The organism is Pseudomonas sp. FEN, assembly GCF_904067045.1.
GTDB lineage: Bacteria > Pseudomonadota > Gammaproteobacteria > Pseudomonadales > Pseudomonadaceae > Aquipseudomonas.
In genome coordinates this window covers 534,661-556,050 of sequence record NZ_CAJFDC010000010.1, presented here as the reverse complement: position 1 = coordinate 556,050, position 21,390 = coordinate 534,661, and the positions used below count along the sequence as shown (strand labels likewise).

Genomic DNA, 21,390 nt, shown 5'->3' with positions numbered 1-21,390 from the left:
CGTGAACATAGCCCATCATCGGCTATTTTGGAGGGTGCGGTGACTGACTTGAGCACGTGGCAACAGCTGGCCCGCGAGCAACGCCTGATCGATGTCGCCTGGATTGACGGGGCGGCCCACACGGCACGCGACGGCGCCACGTTCGCCGTGATCAATCCGGCCACCAACGCCTTGCTCGCCCATGTCAGCGCCTGCTCGGAGGTCGATATCGACGTGGCGGTGCGCGCAGCCCGCCAGAGCTTCGAACGCGGGCCGTGGGCGCGGATGCCGCCCAGGGAGCGCAAGGCGGTATTGCTGCGGCTGAGCGAACTGATTCTGGCCCATCGCGCGGAATTGGCGTTGCTCGACTCGTTGAGCATGGGCAAACCGGTGATGGATGCCTACAGCATCGATGTCCCCGGCGCGGCCCACGTATTTGCCTGGTACGCCGAAAGCCTCGACAAGCTCTACGACCAGGTGGCCCCCACCGGCCCGGGTACCCTGGCGACCATCACCCGGGTGCCGCTGGGCGTGATCGCCGCCGTGGTACCGTGGAATTTCCCGCTGGACATGGCCGCCTGGAAACTCGCGCCAGCCCTCGCCGCGGGTAACAGCGTGATCCTCAAGCCCGCCGAGCAATCGCCGTTCTCGGCCCTGCGCCTGGCCGAACTGGCGCTGGAAGCGGGCGTGCCGCCAGGCGTGTTCAATGTGGTCACCGGTCTCGGCGAACAGGCCGGGCGCGCCCTGGGCCTGCACCCGGATATCGACGCACTGGCCTTCACCGGCTCAACCCAGGTCGGCAAGTACTTCATGCAGTACGCGGCGCAATCCAACCTCAAGCAGGTCTGGCTGGAATGTGGCGGCAAAAGCCCGAACCTGGTGTTCGCCGATTGCCAGGACCTGGACCTGGCGGCGGAAAAGGCCGCCTTCGGGATCTTCTTCAACCAGGGTGAAGTCTGCTCGGCGAACTCACGGCTGCTGGTCGAGCGCGGCATTCACGATGAGTTCGTCGAACGCCTGCGGGAAAAAGCCCGTCACTGGCAACCTGGAGACCCGCTCGACCCGGCCAGCCGGATGGGCGCCATGGTCGATGCCCGGCACGCGGCACGGGTGATGGAGTACATCGGTCAGGCCGACGCCGGCGGCGCGCGCCGGGTGGCCGGTGGCGAGCGGGTGACGATCAACGGCTCGAACAACTTCATCCAGCCCACGCTGTTCACCCAGGTCAGCGCCGATATGCGCCTGTCCCGCGAGGAAGTGTTCGGCCCGGTACTGGCGATCAGCGCCTTCGACGATGAAGAGCATGCCGTACAGATGGCCAACGAGCATATCTATGCCCTGGCCGCCTCGGTCTGGAGCGACGACCTCAACCGTGCCCACCGGGTGGCGGCGCGCTTGAATGCCGGCACCGTGTCGGTCAATACCGTGGATGCACTGGACGTCAGCGTGCCCTTTGGCGGCGGCAAGCAGTCCGGCTTTGGCCGCGACCTGTCGCTGCATTCGTTCGACAAATACACCCAACTGAAGACCACCTGGTTTCAGCTGCGCTGAACCTCGGATAGCCCATCACCGCGCGGGCCGGCGTCGCGACCCGCCGCAATCCACCAACCTGGCAGGGAGAAGCATATGAAGACCGACTTCGACTATGTGATCGTCGGTGCCGGCTCATCGGGCTGCGTACTGGCGAACCGCCTGAGTGCCGATCCATCGATCAACGTGTGCCTGATCGAAGCCGGCGGCCACGACAACAGCCAGCGGATCCAGACGCCGGCGGGCACCATCACGCTGTACAAGAGCAAAAAGTACAGCTGGAACTTCCTCAGCGCGCCGCAACAGAACCTGGCCGGGCGCACGCTGCACACCCCACGTGGCAAGGCCCTCGGCGGTTCCAGTTCGATGAACAGCATGATCTATATTCGCGGCCACGCCAGCGACTATGATCGCTGGGCGCAAGCCGGCTGCCCTGGCTGGGACTGGCAAAGCGTACTGCCGTACTTCAAGAAGTCCGAGAACAACCGCCTCGGCCAGGACCCGCGCCTGCATGGCACGGCGGGTGAACTGAACGTCGAGGCCGCGCGCGACCCCAACCCGGTGTCGCAACTGTTCGTGCACGCCGCCGAACGCCTGGGCCTGCGCCGCAACGACGATTTCAACGGCGAACGGCTCGAAGGCTGCGGTATCTATAACCTGACACAAAAGGCTGCCCGCCGCCTGTCCAGCTACCGGGCCTTTGTCGCGCCGGTGCTTGAACGCCCGAACCTGACCGTGATCACCGACTGCACCGTGCATTCGCTGGTCCTCGAACAGCATACGGCCACAGGCGTCAGGGTCGAGGTGGAAGGCAGCCAGCAGACCCTGCGTGCCCGCCGTGAAGTCATCCTCTGCGCTGGCGCGCTGGGCAGCCCACAGCTGCTGCTGGCCTCCGGCATCGGCCCGGCGCGGGAGCTGCAAGCCGCCGGGATCGCGGTCGAGCACGACCTGCCCGGCGTCGGCAAGAACCTGCAGGACCATCTCGACGGGCTGATCACCGTGCGCTCCAAGTGTCCATTGACGCTGGGCTTTTCCCTGGGCGCCCTGCCCAGTCTGCTTGCCGCGCCGCTGCGCTACCTGCTGGCCAGGAAAGGCTGGCTGACCACCAACTATGTCGAGGCCGGCGGCTTTGCCCGAACGCCACTGGCGGATGCGCTGCCGGACGTGCAGTTGCACTTCGTGCCCGGTTATCGCAGCCATCGCGGCCGGCTGTTCGAATGGGGCCACGGCTATGCGCTGCACACCTGCGTGCTGCGCCCCAAAAGCATCGGCGCGCTGCACCTGGACCGTGACGGCAAACTGATCATCGACTTCAACTTCCTCTCCGACCCGGCCGACGCCAAGGTGTTGATCGAGGGATTGAAGCTGGCCCGGCGCATCCTCGCCGCCCCGCAGTTCGACAGTATTCGCGGCGAAGAGATACTGCCCGGCAAGGCGGTACAGAGCGACGAGCAACTGCTGGCCTACGTGCGTGACTACGCGGCGACGGTGTTCCACCCCGTGGGCACCTGCAAGATGGGCGTCGATACCATGAGCGTGGTCGGACCGGACTTGAAGGTCCATGGCTTGCAGGGGCTGCGGGTGGTCGACGCCTCGATCATGCCGACCTTGATCAGCGGCAACACCAACGCGCCGTGCATCATGATTGGCGAGAAAGCCGCCGACCTGATACTGCTACGCCCGCCCCTGGCCGCCACTGGCGCTCGTTCCGGCGAGCTCCTGACCAGTTGATTGGCGCTCCCCACAAAAAACGCTGCCACCCCGAACCAGGTGGCGGCGTTTTCGGCTTGACCGCCAGCGGGAAAGTCCCGCGGGCGGATTTATCCCACACCGCTCCAAGCCAGTTTTTTCCTCTTTAGCGACGACATATTTACTAATTTTCCTGGCTCTCCACATCAGCCAACATCAACCTCGCCCCAACAGAGGCACAAGGTCCGTCAGAGACCCAGGTTGTTCAGTTTTTGGCGTCTTGCCCCACTGCCCCGAAATATACGAACTAAAAAACCATCATTCCGGGAGTGCACAATGATCAAGTCTTTCGTCTCGCGCTGCATACGTCCGCTGGCCCTTACCGCTCTCACCGCCGGTGTTGCCGGTGGCGCCCAGGCCGGTACCCTGTCGATCGGTCATACCACCTGGGTCGGCTACGGCACCCTGTACCTGGCCCAGGACCTTGGCTACTTCAAGGAAAAGGGCCTGAGCGTCGAACTCCCGACCATCGAGGAAGCCTCCATGTACATGGCGGCGCAGGCCTCGGGCAAGCTGTCCGGCTCGGCATCGACCCTGGATGAGATCCTCAAGTACCGCCCGCAGTTCTGCTTCAAGGCTGTCGCCGCGCTGGATGAAAGCCATGGTGGCGATGGTGTGCTGGTGGGCAAGGACGTCAACAGCCTGCAGGAGCTCAAAGGCAAGGCCGTGGCGGTCAACGAAGGCTCCGTCTCGCAATTCTGGCTCAACTACCTGCTGAAGAACGCCGGCATGAAGATGAGCGACCTGACCATCCAGAACATGACCGCCGACGACGCGGCCACCGCCTTTATCGCCGGCCGCGTACCGGCCGCCGTGACCTGGGAACCGCACCTGTCCAGCGTGCGCGAAAAGCAGACCGGCAAAGTGCTGGTCGACAGCAGCAGCACCCCGGGGGTGATCGTCGATGTCGTGGCCTTGAGCTGCGATGTCGTCGACAAGCAACCGGAGGATGTCAAAGCCCTGGTCGCCGGCTTGTACAAGGCCGTGCAATACACCCGGGAGCACCCGAAGGAAGCCTACGCGATCATGGCCAAGGGCGTCGGCGGCTACCTGGCGGACCCGGCGGAACTGGCCTCGGCGGCCAAGGGCGTGCGCTTCTATGACCAGGCCATGAGCGAAGCGTTGCTGGGCAGCAACGGCAGCAAGGGCGCCGCCGAAGGCGTGCTCAAGCTGGCCAACGAAACCGCCAGCGAGTTGCAAGGCAAGCCTTACAACGTCAGCTATGGCGACCTGATCGACAATCGCTTCATCACCCCGAAATAGGAGGCGGTATGTCCAAGCGTAATTCGTGGCTGAACCGCTGCCTCACGCCCAAGACCAGTTTGCCGATCCAGGTGATCTGGAGCGCCAGCGGACTGGCCTGGGTCCTGCTGATCGGGCTGTGGGCGTTGCTGTCCTATGGCGGCGTGGTGCCGGCGATGTTCCTGCCCACCCCCGGCGCCGTGCTGGACGCGGCGCTGCGCCTGAGCCGGGACGGGACCCTGGGGCCGCATGTCTGGGCCAGCGTCGAAGTGGTCATGGTCGGTTTTGTGATCTCTTCGCTGGTGGCGGTGCCCATCGGCTTGCTGATGGGCAGCTTCCGGGTGGTGCAGGCATTCCTGGAGCCGCTGGTCAACTTCATCCGCTACCTGCCGGTCACCTCGTTCGTGCCGCTGTTCATCCTGTGGATCGGCATCGGCCTGGAACAACGGGTATCGATCATTATCTTCGGGGTGTTTTTCCAGCAACTGGTGATGATTGCCGACGTGTCCAAGGGCATCTCCAAGGACCTGGTCAATGCGTCCTATACCCTGGGCTCCAACCGCGCGGATGCGGTGCTGCACGTGATTGCCCCGGCCTCGCTGCCCGGGGTGCTGGACACCTTGCGCGTGACCATGGGCTGGGCCTGGACCTATCTGGTGGTGGCCGAACTGGTGGCTGCCTCCAGCGGCCTGGGCTACCTCAGCCTCAAGGCCATGCGCGGCTTTCAGGTCGACGTGATTTTCCTGGCGATCGCTGTGATCGGCCTGTTGGGGCTGGTAACCGATCAACTGTTCAGACTGCTTCGCTTGAAGGTGGCCGCATGGGCTCAGTAACGGCAACATCCCCGCGGCTCGTCATGCCGACGAATATCGCCCCCGACGCTGCCGCGCGCCTGCGCGTGGACAACGTCAGCCTACGCTACAAGACGCCTTCGGGCGGGACCTTCACCGCCCTGGAACAGGTGTCGTTCGAGGTCCCCGACCAGCAGTTCGCGGTGCTGGTCGGCCCTTCGGGCTGCGGCAAGTCCAGCCTGCTCTACCTGACGGCCGGGCTGGCCGAACCCAGCGCGGGCGACATCTATGTCGGCGGCCAGTTGGTCGACGGCCCCGGGGCCGACCGGGGCATGGTCTTCCAGAGCTACACCCTGTTTCCCTGGCTGACGGTGCGCAAGAACATCGAGTTCGGCCTCAAGCGCCGTGGCATAGCCGCCGCCGAACGCCGCGAGACCGTCGATTACTACCTCAATGAAGTCGGCTTGCTGAAGTTTGCCGATAACTACTCCAAACAACTGTCGGGGGGAATGATGCAACGGGTCGCGATCGCTCGCGCGCTGGCCAACGACCCGCAGATCCTGCTGATGGACGAGCCCTTCGGCGCGCTGGACAGCCAGACGCGCCTGCAGATGCAGCAACTGCTGCTGAAGGTCTGGGAACACAGCAAGAAGACCGTGCTGTTCGTCACCCACGATATCGACGAAGCCATCCTGCTGGGTGACCGCATCTTCGTCATGGGCGCCCGGCCGGGGCGGATCAAGCAGGTGCTGGACGTGCCCATCGGCCGACCGAGAAACCTGGACATGGTCATGGAGCCGACGTTTATCCGGATGAAGCGGGAAATCTTCCATCTGCTTCACGAAGGGCCGGAAGAACACTAGGCCGTATTGGGGTCAAGCAGGGAGCTTCCCGCGAGTATGAGAAAGCCCAATCGTTGCCGATTGGGCCGAATCCGCGACGCCGCTCACATCCACCCCAGCCACGCCCAGTAGGTACTGGCAAACACCAACAGCAAGACATAACCGATCAGCGTAATCACCACGCCGACCCGTGCGAATTGTTTCGGATTGAAGGTCTCCGTGCCCAGGCACACCATATTCTGTGGCGCGTTGATGGGCAGTATGAAGCCGAAGCTGACGACGAATCCCAGGAGCATGGTCATGCCCAGCCGACTGAAATCTCCCGGCAGGTTTTGCAAGACAGCCATCAGGATCGGCAGCAACGCCGAGGTCAGCGCGGTGGCACTGGCAAAACCCAGGTGGATCAGGATCAGGAAGGCGCTGAGAACAGCGAATACCCCCAGCGTGCCGATTTTGTCCAACCCGGTGTGCCCGACGACCTGGGCGCCCAGCCACTGCCCGGCCTGGGTGGTCAACAGCGCGGTGCCCAGACTGATACCAACGCCGAAGACAATCACGGTACCCCACGGGATACGCGCTTGAACGTCCTTCCAGGTCATGACCCCGAAACGCGGCAGCAGCAACAGGACCAGCCCGGCATAGGTCGTCGAGGTGGTATCGAACGCATGCAGCTTGCCTTCCGTGGCCCAGGCCAGGAGCAGGAGGCCAGAGACCAGCGCCAGGCGCTTCTGCGCAGCGCTCATGGGCCCAAGCTCAGCCAGGCTGGCCAGGATAGCGGCCTTGCCGCCGGGCACCTGGTCGGTTTCGGGGGGCAACATTTTCAGCACGACGACGATCAACACCACCGACATGACGACAGCCCAGGGCGCGCCGGCGATCAACCAGTCGATCCATGAGACGCGCTGGCCGAGCATCTTGTCCATGAAACCGACGGTCAACAGATTCTGCGCGGCGGCCGTTTGAATACCGACATTCCAGATACTGGTTCCCTGCGCCACGATGATCATCAGCCCCGCGGCGATATTGGAGCGTTTGGCAACGCCGAAGGCCGCGATCACCCCCATCATGATCGGTACCACGCAAGCACTGCGCGCCGTTGCGCTGGGGACCACCAGGCTGAGCAAGACGATGACCACCATGGCCCCCAGCAAGACCCGCCGGGTACTGCCGCCGACTTTCGTCAGCGTCACCAGCGCGATACGCCGGTCCAAGCCGGTATGCGTCATCGCCGCGGCGATAAACAGCGCCCCCACCACCAACGCCAGGGCCGGATTGGAGAAACCGCTGAGCGCCATGCTGATGCCGGCCGATGAGCCATAGGTCAGCGCCGGGTTCTGCAGCGTCGGCGCGGTGCCGACCAGGATCGCCATCAGCGACGTGATCATGATCGCACTGGCTTCGTAAGACACCGCTTCGGTCACCCAGACCGTTACCGCAAAGACAAGAATGGCCAACATCCGTTGCCCGACCATGGGTAAATCGGCGGGTAGCGGCAGGATCAACACCACCACCAGGGCAATGCATGCCGTGATCAGTCCTAGCGGAAATTGCACCGATGCCGCGGGTGTTGCCTGGGAGCCTGGATCGCTCATCAATTGCTCCCCTTAGAGGATGCCGAAAACATGACTGAATACTGTGTGCGTATTCAGCCATCAATTGCCGGCGAGGCGCTTGAGCCAGGTCAAGGTGGCAACGCGCCGGGCTCAGCTCTGTCTCTCGCTGAGCCTGAGCAACCGCTCCACTCCGATAGGCTCCTCGGCCATCAAGGGAATCACCGCATAGCGCTGGGCGTGCTCGCGGGCCACCTGCTCGATTTCCTTGAGCTCATTGCGCGCGCGCCTGCGCAGCAGGGGTGATTGAGTCCTGGCGGCGGCGATGCTGTTGTTGATCACCCAGGCCCAGGGCTCAATGCCCGCACGGCGCAGATCGGCTTGCAGATTGGCGGCTTCCAGCACTGGGGTCGTCTCGGCCAGGGTGACCAGCAGGACCTTGGTTCGCTTCGGGTCTTGAAGTTGCATCATCGGCGTACTGAAATGCCGGTTGCTGCCCGCCAATTGCCGGGCAATATCGCGATGGTAGGCCCCCGTGGCGTCGAGGAGCAAAAGGGTATGCCCGGTGGGCGCCGTATCCATGACCACGAACTTTTTACCCGCCTCCCGAATGATCCGGGAGAACGCCTGAAAGACCGCGATTTCTTCAGTACAGGGCGAGCGTAGATCCTCGGCCAGCAGCGCTTTTCCCTGCTCATCCAGGCTCGCGCCCTTGGAGGCCATCACCTGATCGCGATAGCGCTGGGTTTCAACGAGGGGATCAATGCGGCTGAGGGTGAGGTTGGGCATTGATCCAACCAGGGTCTGCGCCAGGTGGGCCGCCGGGTCGGACGTGGTCAGGTGGACCGGCAATCCCCGGTGCGCCAGCTCGACGGCCACCGCCGCGGCCAGGGTTGTTTTACCGACCCCGCCCTTGCCCATGACCATCACCAACCCATGCTCGTCAGCCGCGATCTCATCGACCAGATCACTCAAGCTGGGGGCGTGCAGCTCGACCGTCGCAGACTCCAGCCCTCCAATAGCCTGGGGCTCTTCGCCAAGCAGTTGCTTCAGGACCTCAACGCCGACCAGATCGAAGGCTTTCAGCGGCAGTTGATCCATGGGCAGGGCCTTGAGCTGATCCGGCATCTGGGCCAGTGCGGCCTGCTCCCGGGCATGTACGGCGGCGGCCAAGGGGTCGGTCTCGGCCTCGGTAGCGGGCAATACGCCGTTGACTACCAGGTATTGCTCGCCCAGACCGATGCGCGCGAGCTCTTCACGCGTGCGTTCGGCCTCGCGCAGCGTGGTCGCCTGGGCCCTGGCCACCAAGACCAGTCGAGTACGCGCGGGATCGGCCAGCGCCTCAACCGCTTTACGATATTGATCGCGCTGTTTGTCGAGCCCCGCCAGTGGCCCCAGGCAGGAAGCATCGCCTTGACCCGCTTCGAGGAAACCACTCCAGGCCCCGGGAAGCTGGAGCAGGCGAATGGTGTGCCCGGTCGGAGCGGTATCAAAGATGATGTGGTCAAACTCATCGGTCTCCCGGGAGCCCACCAGTAGCCCGGTGAACTCGTCAAAAGATGCAATTTCCGTGGTGCAGGCCCCGGACAACTGTTCTTCCATGCCTTTGACCACATCGGCGTCCAACACGCCTCGCGCAGGCCCGACAATGCGGTCGCGGTAGGCCTGGGCGGCGGCTTGCGGATCGATTTCGAGCGCGGACAAATGGGCAACGTCCGGTACGGGAGTGATCTGGTTACCGATGTTGATACCAAATACCTGGCCCACGTTGGAGGCCGGGTCGGTACTCACCAGCAGTACATGCTGGCCGCGTGCGGCCAGCTGCAACGCGGTGGCGCAAGCAATCGATGTTTTGCCGACTCCGCCTTTACCGGTGAAAAACAGAAAGCGCGGGGCGTTTTCAAGAAAGTGCATAAGTTATTCCTCAGCGATTCGATAGGCCGAAGTCGTACACACACGAGCGCCCTTGAGCATTTTCACCCGGACGCCCAACAGGCCAATCAAGGCGCGTGCGCTTTGCGGTCGTTGGACCATAGCACGGCGGCAACTCGCCGCTATGACAGGGCGCCCGCCCCCTGCCGTCTAATCAAGAGGAGCCTGATATAAGTCAAAAATCATCGGCAACACCATCAGGCCAGTTGTCACGACCACACTTCGGATCAGGCAAGGCTGTCACGCCTCCCGCATCGTGTCGCGCTCAGTCAACTCTGGCCGTTGCGCTCAAGCATCACACGCGCTCAGGAATTAAAGTCGAATCGCCAGGGGAAGCTACCCCCGCTCACAATTCCAAAAATAGAGCCCCTCAAATGAGCCTGACAAGATTCCTGCCAGCGTGCCTGGTACTCAGCTTCGCGTCCTTTGCCGCACAAGCCGCAGGCGGCCCGCCACCGCCCTCGGTGAATGAACCCAGCAGCATCAATCTGGGCAGTACCAGCTTTTACGACGGTTTCGCCGGACCGCCCGGCCTATCACATCTGACCTATCTGAAATTCAGCACCGCCAGCAGCATGCGCGATAGCACCGGCAAAAATAATAGCGCCTTCGATAATCCGAAGATCAACGTCATCACGCTGATCAATCAGTTGAGCTATTACTCGCCTGACTCCATCGGCGGCGGCGCACACCTGGGCTGGAACCTGTTGGTGCCAATCGTCTCCCTGGATGGCAACTTCGGCGACAACGGCGCCAAGCTCCAGGATAACGGCACCGGCCTGGGTGATATCACGGTAGGGCCACAGATCCAGTTCGATCCGATCGTAAATGCCGAGGGCAGACCTGTTTTCGTGCAGCGCCTGGCCTTCGATACCATCCTTCCAACCGGCAAGTACGACAAGCATAAAGACCTGAATCCAGGCTCCCACTTCGTCTCCCTGAACCCCTACTGGGCGGCGACCTGGATGCCAATTCCTCGCTGGGAGGTGAGCTGGCGGCTGTACTACCTGTACAACTTCAAGAACAGCGATCCGGCCAGCAGCTCGGCGCAATCCTTCGAAGGACAACCCGTGCGCGACACCCGGGCCGGACAATCGGCATGGGCCAACTTCAGTGCCTCCTATGAAGTGTTCCCAAAAGTTTCAGTCGGCATCAACGGGTATTACTTCAAGCAAATATCCGATGACGAGGTCAACGGAAGTCGGCTGAGCAACTCCCGGGAAAAGGTCTTGGGCATCGGCCCAGGCATGTTCTGGAAAATCAGCGAAGGCCAGGGCTTTTGGCTCAATACCTACAAAGAGACCGGCGTCGAGAACCGCGCGCGACAGGATTACGCCGTCCAGGTTCGATACGCCCACACATTCTGACCGATGTGCGCCCGCTCATGCATGGGCGGGCCCTTTATCCGAGGTGATGCTTCATGAATGCGCTCGACTCCATCGACAGCAAAAAATCATTGGGCGCTATCTGCCTGATGATGGTCATTTCCCTGGGAACGCTACAGATCCAGCCTATCCTCGGCGGGGCCTTTATCGACCAACTCGGTTTACCGCTGAATGCCATCGGTAGCATTTTCGCGGCGGAGCTGATCGCCATGGCCATCGCTTGCGGCGCATGCGCCCTGTTGATGGCAAGCGTCAATCGGCGCCTGCTGGCCAGGCTCGCGCTGCTGGTACTGGTATTGGGTAACCTGGCCAGCACTCAACTCCACAGCGAGACGGCATTACTCCTTTGCAGGGTGATCTGCGGCGCCAGCGGCGGCGCGGTCATGGCTGTGGTCTATGCCACGGCGGCGCTGCGCAACGCCAAGGATATGACTTTCGCCATCATCAACATCGGCAACCTGCTCTGGGGCATGTTGCTCGTGACGTCCATGCCCATGATCCTGAAAGCATACGGCGTGAATGGCGCGTTTTATCTATTGGCCGGCGCCAGCGCCCTCGCGGGACTGGGTTGCTGGAGAGTCCCCAAGCGCTACCCGGAAGCCCATCGCTTGGCGGCCGGCCCGGTCCTTCCATTCGGACTCACCTCCCTTCTATTGGTCATGCTTTTCGCATTGCTGTTTTTCGGACATTCCGCGCTCTGGGTGTACCAGGAGCGCATCGGCAAAAGCATTGGCCTGGAACCACAGCAGATTGGCGGGATTCTCGGCGGCAGCATCCTTGCCGGCGCCCTTGGAGCCGGGCTTGCCGGGCTGATCGGGCGCCGCCTGGGGTTGCTGTTTCCGCAACTCCTGAGTTTCGGCAGCGCCTTGCTGGCGACTTTGGTCATGGTCTATGGCGACAGCCCCGTGGCTTTTGCCGCCACGGCCTGTCTGATCCATATGGTGTGGTTCTTCAGCCTGCCCTACCTGCTGTCGATGGCGGCCGAACTGGACCCTTCCGGTCGCCTGGCCGGGTTGGGCAACGCGGCCATCTTTGTCGGCCAGGGGCTCGGCCCGTTTGGTGCCGCACTGGTGGTCGGCGAAGGACACTTCCGCGCGGTCGGCTGGCTGGCGGCCTGCGCCTATCTGGTCGCCTTGCTAATCTCCGGCCTGGTCGTCGCACGCTTTCGTCGAGGCGTAAAGCATTCCAACCCGGCAATGTCCCCTCAATCGGCCTGAACTTCCACCTTGTACAATAACGAGATTGCCTGATGAGCCATACATTCCCTGAAACCGCCGAATTTTCCGGCGCGCTGTATACCCCCAGCCGCGTAGAGGCCGAGGTCTTCGACCTCGAGATCGAAGGCAGCCTTCCCGCCTCGATCCGTGGGACTTTCTATCAGGTCGCGCCAGACCCGCAGTACCCACCGATGCTGGGCGGCGATATCTTTTTCAATGGCGACGGAATGGTCAGTGCCTTCCACTTTGCCCATGGCAAGGTTTCGATGCGCCGTCGCTACGTGAAGACCGATCGGTTGATGGCCCAGCGTCGCGAAGGTCGCTCGCTCAACGGCGTCTATCGGAACGCCTACACCAATGATCCGCTCGCGGCGAAAAACAACACCACCGCCAACACCACCGTGGTACCGCACAACGGCGTGCTGCTGGCGCTCAAGGAAGATGCCATGCCCTGGGCCATGGACCTCGAAACGCTGGAGACCCTCGGCGAATGGAATTTTGACGAGCAGATAAAATCGGCGACCTTCACCGCCCACCCCAAGCTCGACCCGGTCAGCGGCAACCTTCTGGCGTTCAGCTATGAAGCCAAAGGCGACGGTACGCCTGACCTGGCCTATTTCGAATTCTCCCCGGACGGAAAACTGCTGCATGAGATCTGGTTCCAGGCGCCTTATGCGGCCATGGTTCATGATTTCGCGGTCACTGAGCGCTACGTGGTGTTCCCGCTGATTCCATTGACGGTTGATGTTGAGCGGATGAAAAACGGTGGGCCGCATTTTCAATGGCAACCCGACCTGCCTCAGCTTTTCGCCGTCGTACCACGAGGTGGAAACGCGCAAGACGTTCGTTGGTTCAAGGGTCCCAAGAACGGCTTCCAGGGCCATACGCTCAATGCGTTCGATGAGGACGACAAGGTCTACGTGGACATGCCGGTCACCGGCGGGAACATCTTCTATTTCTTTCCCCAGGCGGACGGTCATGTTCCAGCACCTGAAACCCTGGCATCGAACCTGATGCGCTGGACCTTCGATATGAACGGTTCGCAGGACGAAATCCAACCGCGGCCGCTGACGGACTACCGCTGCGAATTTCCGCGGTGCGATGACCGCTACCTGGGCCGCAAGTACGCACACGGCTTCCTGCTCGCCTTTGATCCAGAGCGCCCCTACAACCCCGCGAATGGACCGATGCCGTTTCAGTTTTTCAACCTGCTGGCGCATATGAATCTGCAAACAGGCACCACCGACGCCTGGTTTCCCGGTGACAGCGGATGCTTCCAGGAGCCCATTTTCATTCCGCGCTCACCCGATGCGGAGGAAGCGGATGGCTACGTCGTGTCCCTGCTCAATCTCATCGCGCAAGGCCGCAGTGAACTTGTGGTTCTGGATTCGCGCAATATGGAAAGTGGCCCCATTGCACGAATCAAAGTGCCCTTCCGGATGCGCATGTCGCTGCACGGTTGCTGGGCACCCAGCAAAGCATGAAGCCCTGAGCGCTCGCCGAAGTTGCTGATCGAGCGGGCCAGAATGCGCCATCCAACCTGCTGATCTGCCACGCGATCAGGGCCATCCGGACGCCGACCGGATGGCCATTCCACTGTCCCAGTCTCGTATTGCCTGTTCCCGAGGGTCGGCAGAGTGCTGTCCGCGGCACACGAAAACGCATTATTTTCATAATGCGAGATTTATTAATAAATCCCACTTTACAGGATTTACCCATGAGCATAGATTGAACCCCAACCGCCGCGGCTTGACCGCCGCCATAGTCGCATGAGCAGTGCCGAGCCTCTTTGCCCCGCACCTGCACTGATCCTCTATCAAGGAGCACTCAATGAAACTCGCGAGCTTTATTGTTCAAGGCCGTAGCACCTACGGTGTCGTCGATGGCGAGCAGGTGATCGACCTGGAATCGCTCAAGCAGACCTTCGGCAGCGATCTCAAACAAGCCATCGCCAATAATCGCCTGGCCGATCTGAGCAGCGCCGTTCTGGCGAACCTGCCACGCCTGCCGCTGGCTGAAGTGACCTTGCTGCCGGTGATTCCGAACCCGGGCAAAGTGCTGTGCATCGGCATCAACTACGCCACCCATGTGCGCGAAACCGGTCGCGAAATGCCGATCTACCCGATGATCTTCACTCGCTTCGCCGACAGCCAGACGGCCCACCTGCAACCCATCGTGCGGCCCACGGTCTCGCACAAGCTGGATTTCGAAGGTGAGCTGGCGGTGGTGATCGGCAAAACCGCGCGTCACGTCAGCCAAGCCGACGCGCTCGACCATGTAGCCGGCTACGCCTGCTACAACGACGGCAGCGTCCGCGACTGGCAGAAACACACCCTCCAGTTCATACCGGGCAAGAACTTCCCGAACACCGGCGGCTTTGGCCCTTGGCTGGTGACCCGCGACGAGATCGGCGATCCGCAGGACCTGGAACTGACCACCCGGCTAAATGGCGAAGTGATGCAGCACACCAGCACCAGCGACATGATTTTCGATGTCCGCCGGCTGATCGAATACTGCTCCACCTTCACTGAGCTGGCGCCCGGCGACGTCATTGTCAGCGGTACCACCGGTGGCGTTGGCGCCTTCCGAGAGCCGCCGGTCTGGATGAAGCCAGGCGATGAAGTCGAGGTCGAAATTTCTCGAATCGGCATCCTGCGCAACAGCATCGTCGACGAGCAGTAAGTCATGAACAGTCATCCTGAATCAGCCCCCCTGCCCGAGCAGGATACCGACACCAAGGGTTCGAGCCTGGAGCGCATGCTGCGGGTACTCGATCTGTTCACTGAACAGAGCCCGATCTGGGCTGTCGACGACATGGGCAGCGCATTGGGCTTTACCCGTTCGACCATCTACCGCTATGTGCGGGAACTGGCCGAGGCGAACTTGTTGTTCCAGGTCGAGGCCGGACGTTACGCGCTGGGCGCGCGGATCATTACCTGGGACCGCCAGTTGCGGGTAAGCGACCCTCTGGTGCGGGCCGCACGCGAACTGGAGTCGAGCTTCCCATGCTGGAACGAGCAACAGGTCTGGCTGATCTGCCGGCTATTCAAGGATCAGGTGGTCTGCGTTCATCAATGCGGCGAATTAACCAGCGAGGTCAGCTATTCGCGGGGTTCGCCGAGGCCGCTGTTCCTGGGCGCGACCTCCAAGGTCATCCTCGCCAACCTGAGCTCGCGCCAGCACAGCCAGCTATTTCTTGAAAACCCCGATGAGGTGCGCGCCAGCAAACTCGGCCTGACCTGGGAACAGTTCCGCCGTTCGCTGCAGCAACTGCGTCGCCAGGGCTATGTCACCAGCGCCGGCGAGGTCGACCCGGGCGTCTACGGCCTGGCGGCGCCCATATTCGATGGCGATGGCAAGGTCGTCGGCAGTATCAGCTGCGTTCGCCCCATTCAAGATCGTGACAGCGCCCGGATAGAAGAACAGGGACAACAACTCCTTGCCCTGGCGCAGAAGCTGTCGCAACGCATGGTAGCGCTCGCCAACCGTCCCAAACCATTGGACTGAGCCATCCGCAAGGGAATAACAACAATGACAACCCTCAACAGCATCAACACAGACGTCCTGATCATCGGCGCCGGCCCCACGGGGCTGACCCTGGCCAACCTGCTTGGCCAGGCGGGCGTGGACACCCTGATCATCGATCGCAAGCCTGGCACCGTGACCGAACCTCGTGCGGTTTCGATCGATGATGAATCCCTGCGCACCATGCAGGCCATCGGTCTGCATCAGGCCGTGCTCCGGGATGTGGTTCCCGGCTACGGCGTGCATTATTTCACTCGGCCCGGTGGCCGCTGCTTCGGCAAAGTCGAGCCCACCGGCAAGTTGTACGGGTTCCCAAAGCGCAACGCATTTCGCCAACCGCTGTTGGAAGGCACCCTGAAGGCCGGACTCGAGCGCTTTGCCAGCCTGACGGCACGCTTCAACCATGTGCTGCTGGAGTTCAGCCAGGATCACCAGGGTGTGCGCGCGCTGATTCGCGATGCCGAGGGCCAGATACTGGAAGTCAATGCCGCCTACCTGGTCGCCTGCGACGGCGGGCGTAGCACGGTGCGCAAGCAACTCGGGATCGAGATGGTTGGCTCAAGCTTCTCGTCGCGCTGGCTGGTGGTCGATACCGATCGGGATGACGACCCGTTCTGGCAAACACGCGTGTACTGCGATGCGCGCCGTCCCGTCGTCGAAGTCCCCGGCCCGCACCACACTCGCCGCTTCGAGTTCCTGCTCAAACCGGACGAAACCGATGAGCAAGTGCTCAGCGAAACCCGGCTGCGGGAGTTGCTTCGGCCATTCAGGGGCAATGCCCCGGTTTCCATCGTGCGCAAGACTGTTTACACCTTCCACGCCCGGGTCGCCGAGCGCTGGCGGGTAGACCGCGTATTTCTCGCCGGTGATGCCGCCCACCTGACCCCGCCCTATGCCGGACAGGGCATGAACAGCGGTGTTCGCGATGCCCATAATCTGGGCTGGAAGCTGATCGGCGTGCTGAAAGGGAAAATGGCCGAAAGCGCTCTACGCTCCTACGAAAGCGAGCGCCGCGATCATGCCTGGGCCTTGATCAAGCTGGCCTTGAATCTCGGTATGGTCATGGCTCCGGCGACCGTCCTGCGCGCCCGCTTGATAAGCACGGCATTCGCCCTGGTCGGCCTGTTGCCACCGTTGCGGGACTATTTCCTGCAAATGCGCTTCAAGCCCAAACCTCGATTCACCAAAGGGCTGGTACTGACCGAAGGTGAAGCCGGAAAACTGTCCTGCGGGCAGATGTTTCCTCAACCGATGCTCACCGATAGCCATGGCCACGAACACCTGCTCGACGAAGCCATCGGTGCCGGCTTCGCCTTGATTCAGTACGGCGACCCGACCCGCCAACGTCTCGATGAACTCCAGCATGGCTTGTGGAGCCACCTTGACGCCAAACGCATCCTGATCCTTCCCGAGCACGTCAAGAGCATGCCTTCGATTCCTGGCTGCACGGTGCTCCAGGACCGTGCTGGCCTGCTCAAAGGCATGCTGGGTGATTCCAGCAAGTTCCTGCTGCTGCGCCCGGACCGTTATGTCGCCGCCATCTTCGACAAGGCCGGCGAGACATCAGCGGCCGAATCACTGCAAGCGCTATTGGGCATCGTCTCGGCAAGAAACCACGCAACCGAGCATCACGCCAGTCTTTCATTGACCCCCTGAGATCACCGAGGTGTTTATGCAAACACTCCAGACTTCCACACCCGCGCGCTTGTGCTACCTGCACCTGGCGAGCAAGGAAGCGCAACGGCAAGTCGATTTCTATCGGCGCATGCTGGATATGGATGGCCAGCCACTGGCCGATGGCAGCTGGCTACTCAGAGGCCCGAAACGCGCCATGCTGGTGTCGCCCGCCGACCACAGCGGCCTGCTCGCCGCTGCTTACGATCTGGGTGATCAGGCCCGGCTGGCAACACTGCGGGCGCGCCTGATCGAGCACGACTGTGCGCTCGAAGACATCGACTCGCCCTTGCTTGAGCCGGGTGCCGTGCTGATTCGTGATCCCCAGGGTCGGCAAACGATATTTGGCGTATCGGCCATCGATCCCGATGCCGATCGACCAGGCATGCCTGGCCGCCTGCAACACGTGGTATTCCAGACCACCGAACTGGAAGCCATGATCGATTTCTACGTCAATACGCTGGGTTTTACCGTATCGGACAACGTGGTCGATGAGCAGAGCGGCCAGCTCACCACCTGTTTCCTGCGCTCGGACGATGAGCACCACTCGCTGGCGTTCTTCCGCGGTTCGAAAAACGAGTGGGATCACCACTGTTACGAAACCAGCGAATGGAACGATATTCGCGACTGGGGCGATCGCTTCGCCAAGGAACGTATCAGCATTTTCTTCGGCCCCGGCCGGCATGGGCCGGGCAACAACCTGTTCTTCATGGTGGTCGATGCCGATCGCAACCGCCTGGAGTTCTCGGCCGAACTCGAAGTCACCGATGCCAGCCGCGAACCCGGTAACTGGCCACAGGAGGAATACACCCTCAACTCCTGGGGACGTGCCTGGATCAGGACTTGAACAGCGGCTTTTGCAGAATCAACTTCCTTAATCGACGCGGCCAGCAACCGCCGGAGGTAAGACCATGACCACTCGACATTTCGCCCCCTACACCCTCAGCGGCGACCAATACATCAACGGCACCTGGCGTGCCGGACGCTCCGCGCGGCGACTGGATGACCGTAACCCCTTCAATGGCGAACAACTGCTGGAAATGCCGCTGGCCTCCATTGCCGACCTGGACGATGCCTATCAAGCCGCGCAGCGTGCGCAAATCGCGTGGGCACAACTGCATCCGACACAGCGCGGCGCACAACTGGAAAAACTGGCGCAGGTCATCGAGAACCGCAGTGACGAAATCATCGACTGGCTGATTCGCGAGTCCGGTAGCACACGCATCAAGGCCGGCATGGAATGGCAATTCACCCTGAACCTGGTGCGTGAGTGCGCAACGTTGCCGATGCAGGTCGAAGGACGGATCCTGAGCAGCTACAAGCCCGGCGAACAGAGTTTTGTCTTTCGCGAACCCTTGGGCGTGGTCGGTGTTATCAGTCCGTGGAACTTCCCCCTGTATCTGAGCATGCGTTCGGTGGTACCGGCACTCGCGCTGGGTAATACGGTCGTACTCAAGCCCGCCAGCGATACGGCGGTGACCGGTGGCCTGTTGATCGCCCACCTGTTCGAGGAAGCAGGCTTCCCGCAGGGTTCGCTCAATGTCGTGGTCGGCGCGGGTTCGGAGATTGGCGATGCCTTTGTCGAACACCCGATACCGAGCCTGATTTCCTTCACCGGATCAACGGATGTGGGGCGCAATGTCGGCCGGATCGCCACCGGCGGCAAGCACATCAAGCGCGTCGCACTGGAGCTGGGCGGCAACGCTCCGCTGGTGGTACTGGAGGATGCCGATATCGAGGTAGCGGCGCATGCCGCGGTGGTTGGGCGCTTCCTGCACCAGGGCCAGATCTGCATGAGCGTCAATCGGGTCATCGTCGACCGCGCGCTTTATGCGGACTTCGCCGCACTGGTCGTGGAACGCGTGCGCAAGCTCAAGACCGGCGACCCGGCCAATGCGGACACCGTGATTGGCCCCGTGGTCAATCAGAGCCAACTCGATGGCCTGCTGCGTAAAATCGATGCTGCCGAAAACGCCGGCCTCAAGCAGCTCTGTGGCGGCCGGCCCTCCGGCCTGGTCCTGCCGGCCCATGTCTACGGTGAGGTGGGGGCCGATCAGGAACTGGCGCGCGATGAAACCTTCGGGCCCTTGCTGCCGCTGCTGATCGCCGAAAACCAAGCCCATGCCCTGGAACTGGCCAACGCCAGCGAGTATGGCCTGTCCAGCGCGGTGTTCACCCGGGACATGGCGCGCGGCTTGAATTTTGCCCGTGGCATTGTCGCCGGGATGACTCACATCAACGACATCACCGTCGACGATCAGCCCAATGCGCCCTTCGGTGGCGAGAAGAACTCGGGCCTGGGGCGCTTCAATGGTCATTACGCCCTGGATGAGTTCACCCGGGCCCATTGGGTCACCTGGCAACCCGGGGGCCATCACTACCCCTTCTGATGATTGGCCAGCATTGACTCAAACAGGATTGGGCAAGTGTCGGCCCCTTTGCCCAATCAGCAAGAAAACAATAAGAAAAGAGGCGATAAATGAATCATTTAGCCTGTGTGTCCACCGATCAGGTCGTGCGTTCCGACCGACTGATGAAGTGGAAAGAGTTCATGAGTGATCACCTGGGTCGTACACCGGACTACATCAAGCGCCTGGAATCGACCTTCATCGACCCATTGCATGACAGCAACTTCCAGGGGCGCTTGGAGTATGGTGACCTGGGTCAGCTGCGTTTCTGTCGGATGACCGCCAGCGCCCATCGATACTCGCGCCATCTGAGCAAAGCGGTCGACGCCCTCGACACCCCACGCATGTTGATCCTGCAGATCGCTGGCGTCAGTCATTTCGAGCAAAGTGGACAGAGCAGCGCATTGGCGCCTGACGAAATGCTCTTGGTCGACAGTGGCCAACCTTTCAACGTCACCAGCACTCACGGCTGCGAGCACTTCATCCTGCTGTTCCAGGGGACGAGCGAACTGCTGGCTCGAGCGGGCGACGTTCATCTTAACGGCCGCAACGGCTTGGGCCGGATGCTGATGCATCTGGTCAGTGATGCTTATAACCAATATCCATTGCTCAACAACACCTCGGCCGGGCTGATCGGCGACAGCATCGTCGGGCTTCTGGATAACGTTCTGAAGAACAAGCAGGAAGAAAAGCAACTCGAACACGATTTCCGCTTCTTCAAGCAGAACCGCCTCAAGGCCTATATCGAGCGTCACCTGGCCGACCGCGACCTGAGCATCGAACGCATCGCCCAAGCCGAGCAGTGCTCGGTGCGCAGCTTGCATCGGGCCTTTCAGGATGAACTGGGCTGCAGCATCAGCGAATACATCTGGCAACGGCGTTTATCGCGTTGCGCCGAAGACCTGCGCAACCGCGAACATGCCCATCGCTCGCTGACCGAGATCGCCTATGCCTGGGGTTATGGCAGCAGTTCGCACTTCAGCCGGCATTTCAAATCAGTGTTCGGCATGTCGCCTCGGCTGTTTCGTGATACCGCACACACGCTATTGATCCGCGGCGTAGATAACGGTTTGTGCAGTGTTTGAAGGGACGGTCTGCCGGGTGAAGTAGGTGTCGCCTTCATCGGTATGAATCTCGTACTCAAACTTGCTGGCAGCACGGCCCGTTACATTGGCATGCTTGATAATTTTCAGCACCCGCTGAAATTTCACGCTTTGAGTACCGTTCTGATTCGGTCCGGTGAGCACACTGACACTCTGAAACCAACCACTCTTGTGCTTCTTGTTAGCCATCAGCGCGCCGGTCATCGCTTCAAAACGCTCCAACCGGGTAAAGCCCCACAGCGTCTGCTCCTCGACCACTTCGCCGAGTGCGGCGGAGCCGGTAAACACGAACAGATTGATGGCCGGATTGTCCTCGCAAAAAAAATCATAGGGGATCAGCCCGTCGACCATTTTCTTGCCGGGGACGAATCCTTTTTTATGCACCTGAAACATCGCCACCTCCACTCAATGACATCACTAAAACATCAGCCCACGCTGAGCAAGCCTGAATGAAAAGTCTAAT

General features: G+C 61.5%; 17 protein-coding genes. 14 read left to right on the top strand and 3 right to left on the bottom strand.

All coding sequences use genetic code 11. From position 1 onward, the window contains the following. Positions 1–39: 39 nt before the first annotated feature. From PFEN_RS11240 to PFEN_RS11220, 5 genes are all read left to right on the top strand, one after another. Complete coding sequence (locus tag PFEN_RS11240) at positions 40–1,530, top strand: aldehyde dehydrogenase (RefSeq protein ID WP_191486900.1); 1,491 nt, start codon at positions 40–42, stop codon at positions 1,528–1,530. A 75-nt stretch (positions 1,531–1,605) separates the two neighbouring features. Continuing rightward, positions 1,606–3,240: a GMC family oxidoreductase gene (locus PFEN_RS11235; RefSeq protein ID WP_191486899.1), complete on the top strand. Its 1,635-nt coding sequence runs from the start codon at positions 1,606–1,608 to the stop codon at positions 3,238–3,240. 294 nt (positions 3,241–3,534) lie between these two features. Continuing rightward, positions 3,535–4,521, top strand: a complete 987-nt coding sequence (locus PFEN_RS11230; RefSeq protein WP_191486898.1) for an ABC transporter substrate-binding protein — start codon at positions 3,535–3,537, stop codon at positions 4,519–4,521. Positions 4,522–4,529: 8 nt separating this feature from the next. Further along, positions 4,530–5,333 (top strand): ABC transporter permease, encoded by an 804-nt coding sequence (locus tag PFEN_RS11225; RefSeq protein ID WP_191486897.1) that lies wholly within the window; start codon positions 4,530–4,532, stop codon positions 5,331–5,333. Continuing rightward, on the top strand, positions 5,321–6,154 hold the full coding sequence (locus PFEN_RS11220) for an ABC transporter ATP-binding protein (RefSeq protein WP_191486896.1): 834 nt from the start codon (positions 5,321–5,323) through the stop codon (positions 6,152–6,154). The genes PFEN_RS11225 and PFEN_RS11220 overlap by 13 nt, the downstream gene beginning before the upstream one ends. A gap of 83 nt (positions 6,155–6,237) precedes the next feature. Here PFEN_RS11220 and PFEN_RS11215 read toward each other — a convergent pair whose 3' ends face one another. After that, on the bottom strand, positions 6,238–7,725 hold the full coding sequence (locus tag PFEN_RS11215; protein ID WP_191486895.1) for a DASS family sodium-coupled anion symporter: 1,488 nt from the start codon (positions 7,723–7,725) through the stop codon (positions 6,238–6,240). A 111-nt stretch (positions 7,726–7,836) separates the two neighbouring features. Then, positions 7,837–9,597, bottom strand: coding sequence for an arsenical pump-driving ATPase (gene arsA, locus PFEN_RS11210; RefSeq protein ID WP_191486894.1), 1,761 nt, complete (start codon positions 9,595–9,597; stop codon positions 7,837–7,839). A gap of 392 nt (positions 9,598–9,989) precedes the next feature. On the opposite strand from arsA, the gene PFEN_RS11205 reads away from it, so the two are divergent. The 9 genes from PFEN_RS11205 (at position 9,990) to PFEN_RS11165 (ending at position 20,909) form a co-directional block, all read left to right on the top strand. Next, positions 9,990–10,982: a transporter gene (locus tag PFEN_RS11205; RefSeq protein ID WP_191486893.1), complete on the top strand. Its 993-nt coding sequence runs from the start codon at positions 9,990–9,992 to the stop codon at positions 10,980–10,982. Between the two features lie 53 nt (positions 10,983–11,035). After that, positions 11,036–12,217 (top strand): MFS transporter, encoded by a 1,182-nt coding sequence (locus PFEN_RS11200; protein WP_191486892.1) that lies wholly within the window; start codon positions 11,036–11,038, stop codon positions 12,215–12,217. Between the two features lie 32 nt (positions 12,218–12,249). Beyond that, positions 12,250–13,701: a carotenoid oxygenase family protein gene (locus PFEN_RS11195; protein ID WP_191486891.1), complete on the top strand. Its 1,452-nt coding sequence runs from the start codon at positions 12,250–12,252 to the stop codon at positions 13,699–13,701. Positions 13,702–14,047: 346 nt separating this feature from the next. After that, entirely contained in the window at positions 14,048–14,899 is an 852-nt protein-coding gene (locus PFEN_RS11190) for a fumarylacetoacetate hydrolase family protein (protein ID WP_191486890.1), read from the top strand. A gap of 3 nt (positions 14,900–14,902) precedes the next feature. After that, a complete protein-coding gene (locus tag PFEN_RS11185) occupies positions 14,903–15,724 on the top strand; it encodes an IclR family transcriptional regulator (RefSeq protein WP_191486889.1) in 822 nt (273 codons plus the stop codon). Positions 15,725–15,748: 24 nt separating this feature from the next. Continuing rightward, positions 15,749–17,398 (top strand): bifunctional 3-(3-hydroxy-phenyl)propionate/3-hydroxycinnamic acid hydroxylase, encoded by a 1,650-nt coding sequence (locus PFEN_RS11180; RefSeq protein ID WP_191486888.1) that lies wholly within the window; start codon positions 15,749–15,751, stop codon positions 17,396–17,398. A gap of 16 nt (positions 17,399–17,414) precedes the next feature. Next, complete coding sequence (locus tag PFEN_RS11175; protein ID WP_191486887.1) at positions 17,415–18,263, top strand: VOC family protein; 849 nt, start codon at positions 17,415–17,417, stop codon at positions 18,261–18,263. A gap of 64 nt (positions 18,264–18,327) precedes the next feature. Then, complete coding sequence (locus tag PFEN_RS11170) at positions 18,328–19,806, top strand: aldehyde dehydrogenase family protein (protein WP_191486886.1); 1,479 nt, start codon at positions 18,328–18,330, stop codon at positions 19,804–19,806. An 89-nt stretch (positions 19,807–19,895) separates the two neighbouring features. Continuing rightward, positions 19,896–20,909: a helix-turn-helix domain-containing protein gene (locus tag PFEN_RS11165; RefSeq protein ID WP_191486885.1), complete on the top strand. Its 1,014-nt coding sequence runs from the start codon at positions 19,896–19,898 to the stop codon at positions 20,907–20,909. Here PFEN_RS11165 and PFEN_RS11160 read toward each other — a convergent pair. Next, complete coding sequence (locus tag PFEN_RS11160) at positions 20,868–21,320, bottom strand: hypothetical protein (RefSeq protein WP_191486884.1); 453 nt, start codon at positions 21,318–21,320, stop codon at positions 20,868–20,870. The two genes, PFEN_RS11165 and PFEN_RS11160, sit on opposite strands and share 42 nt — an antisense overlap. Between the last annotated feature and the right edge of the window lie 70 nt (positions 21,321–21,390).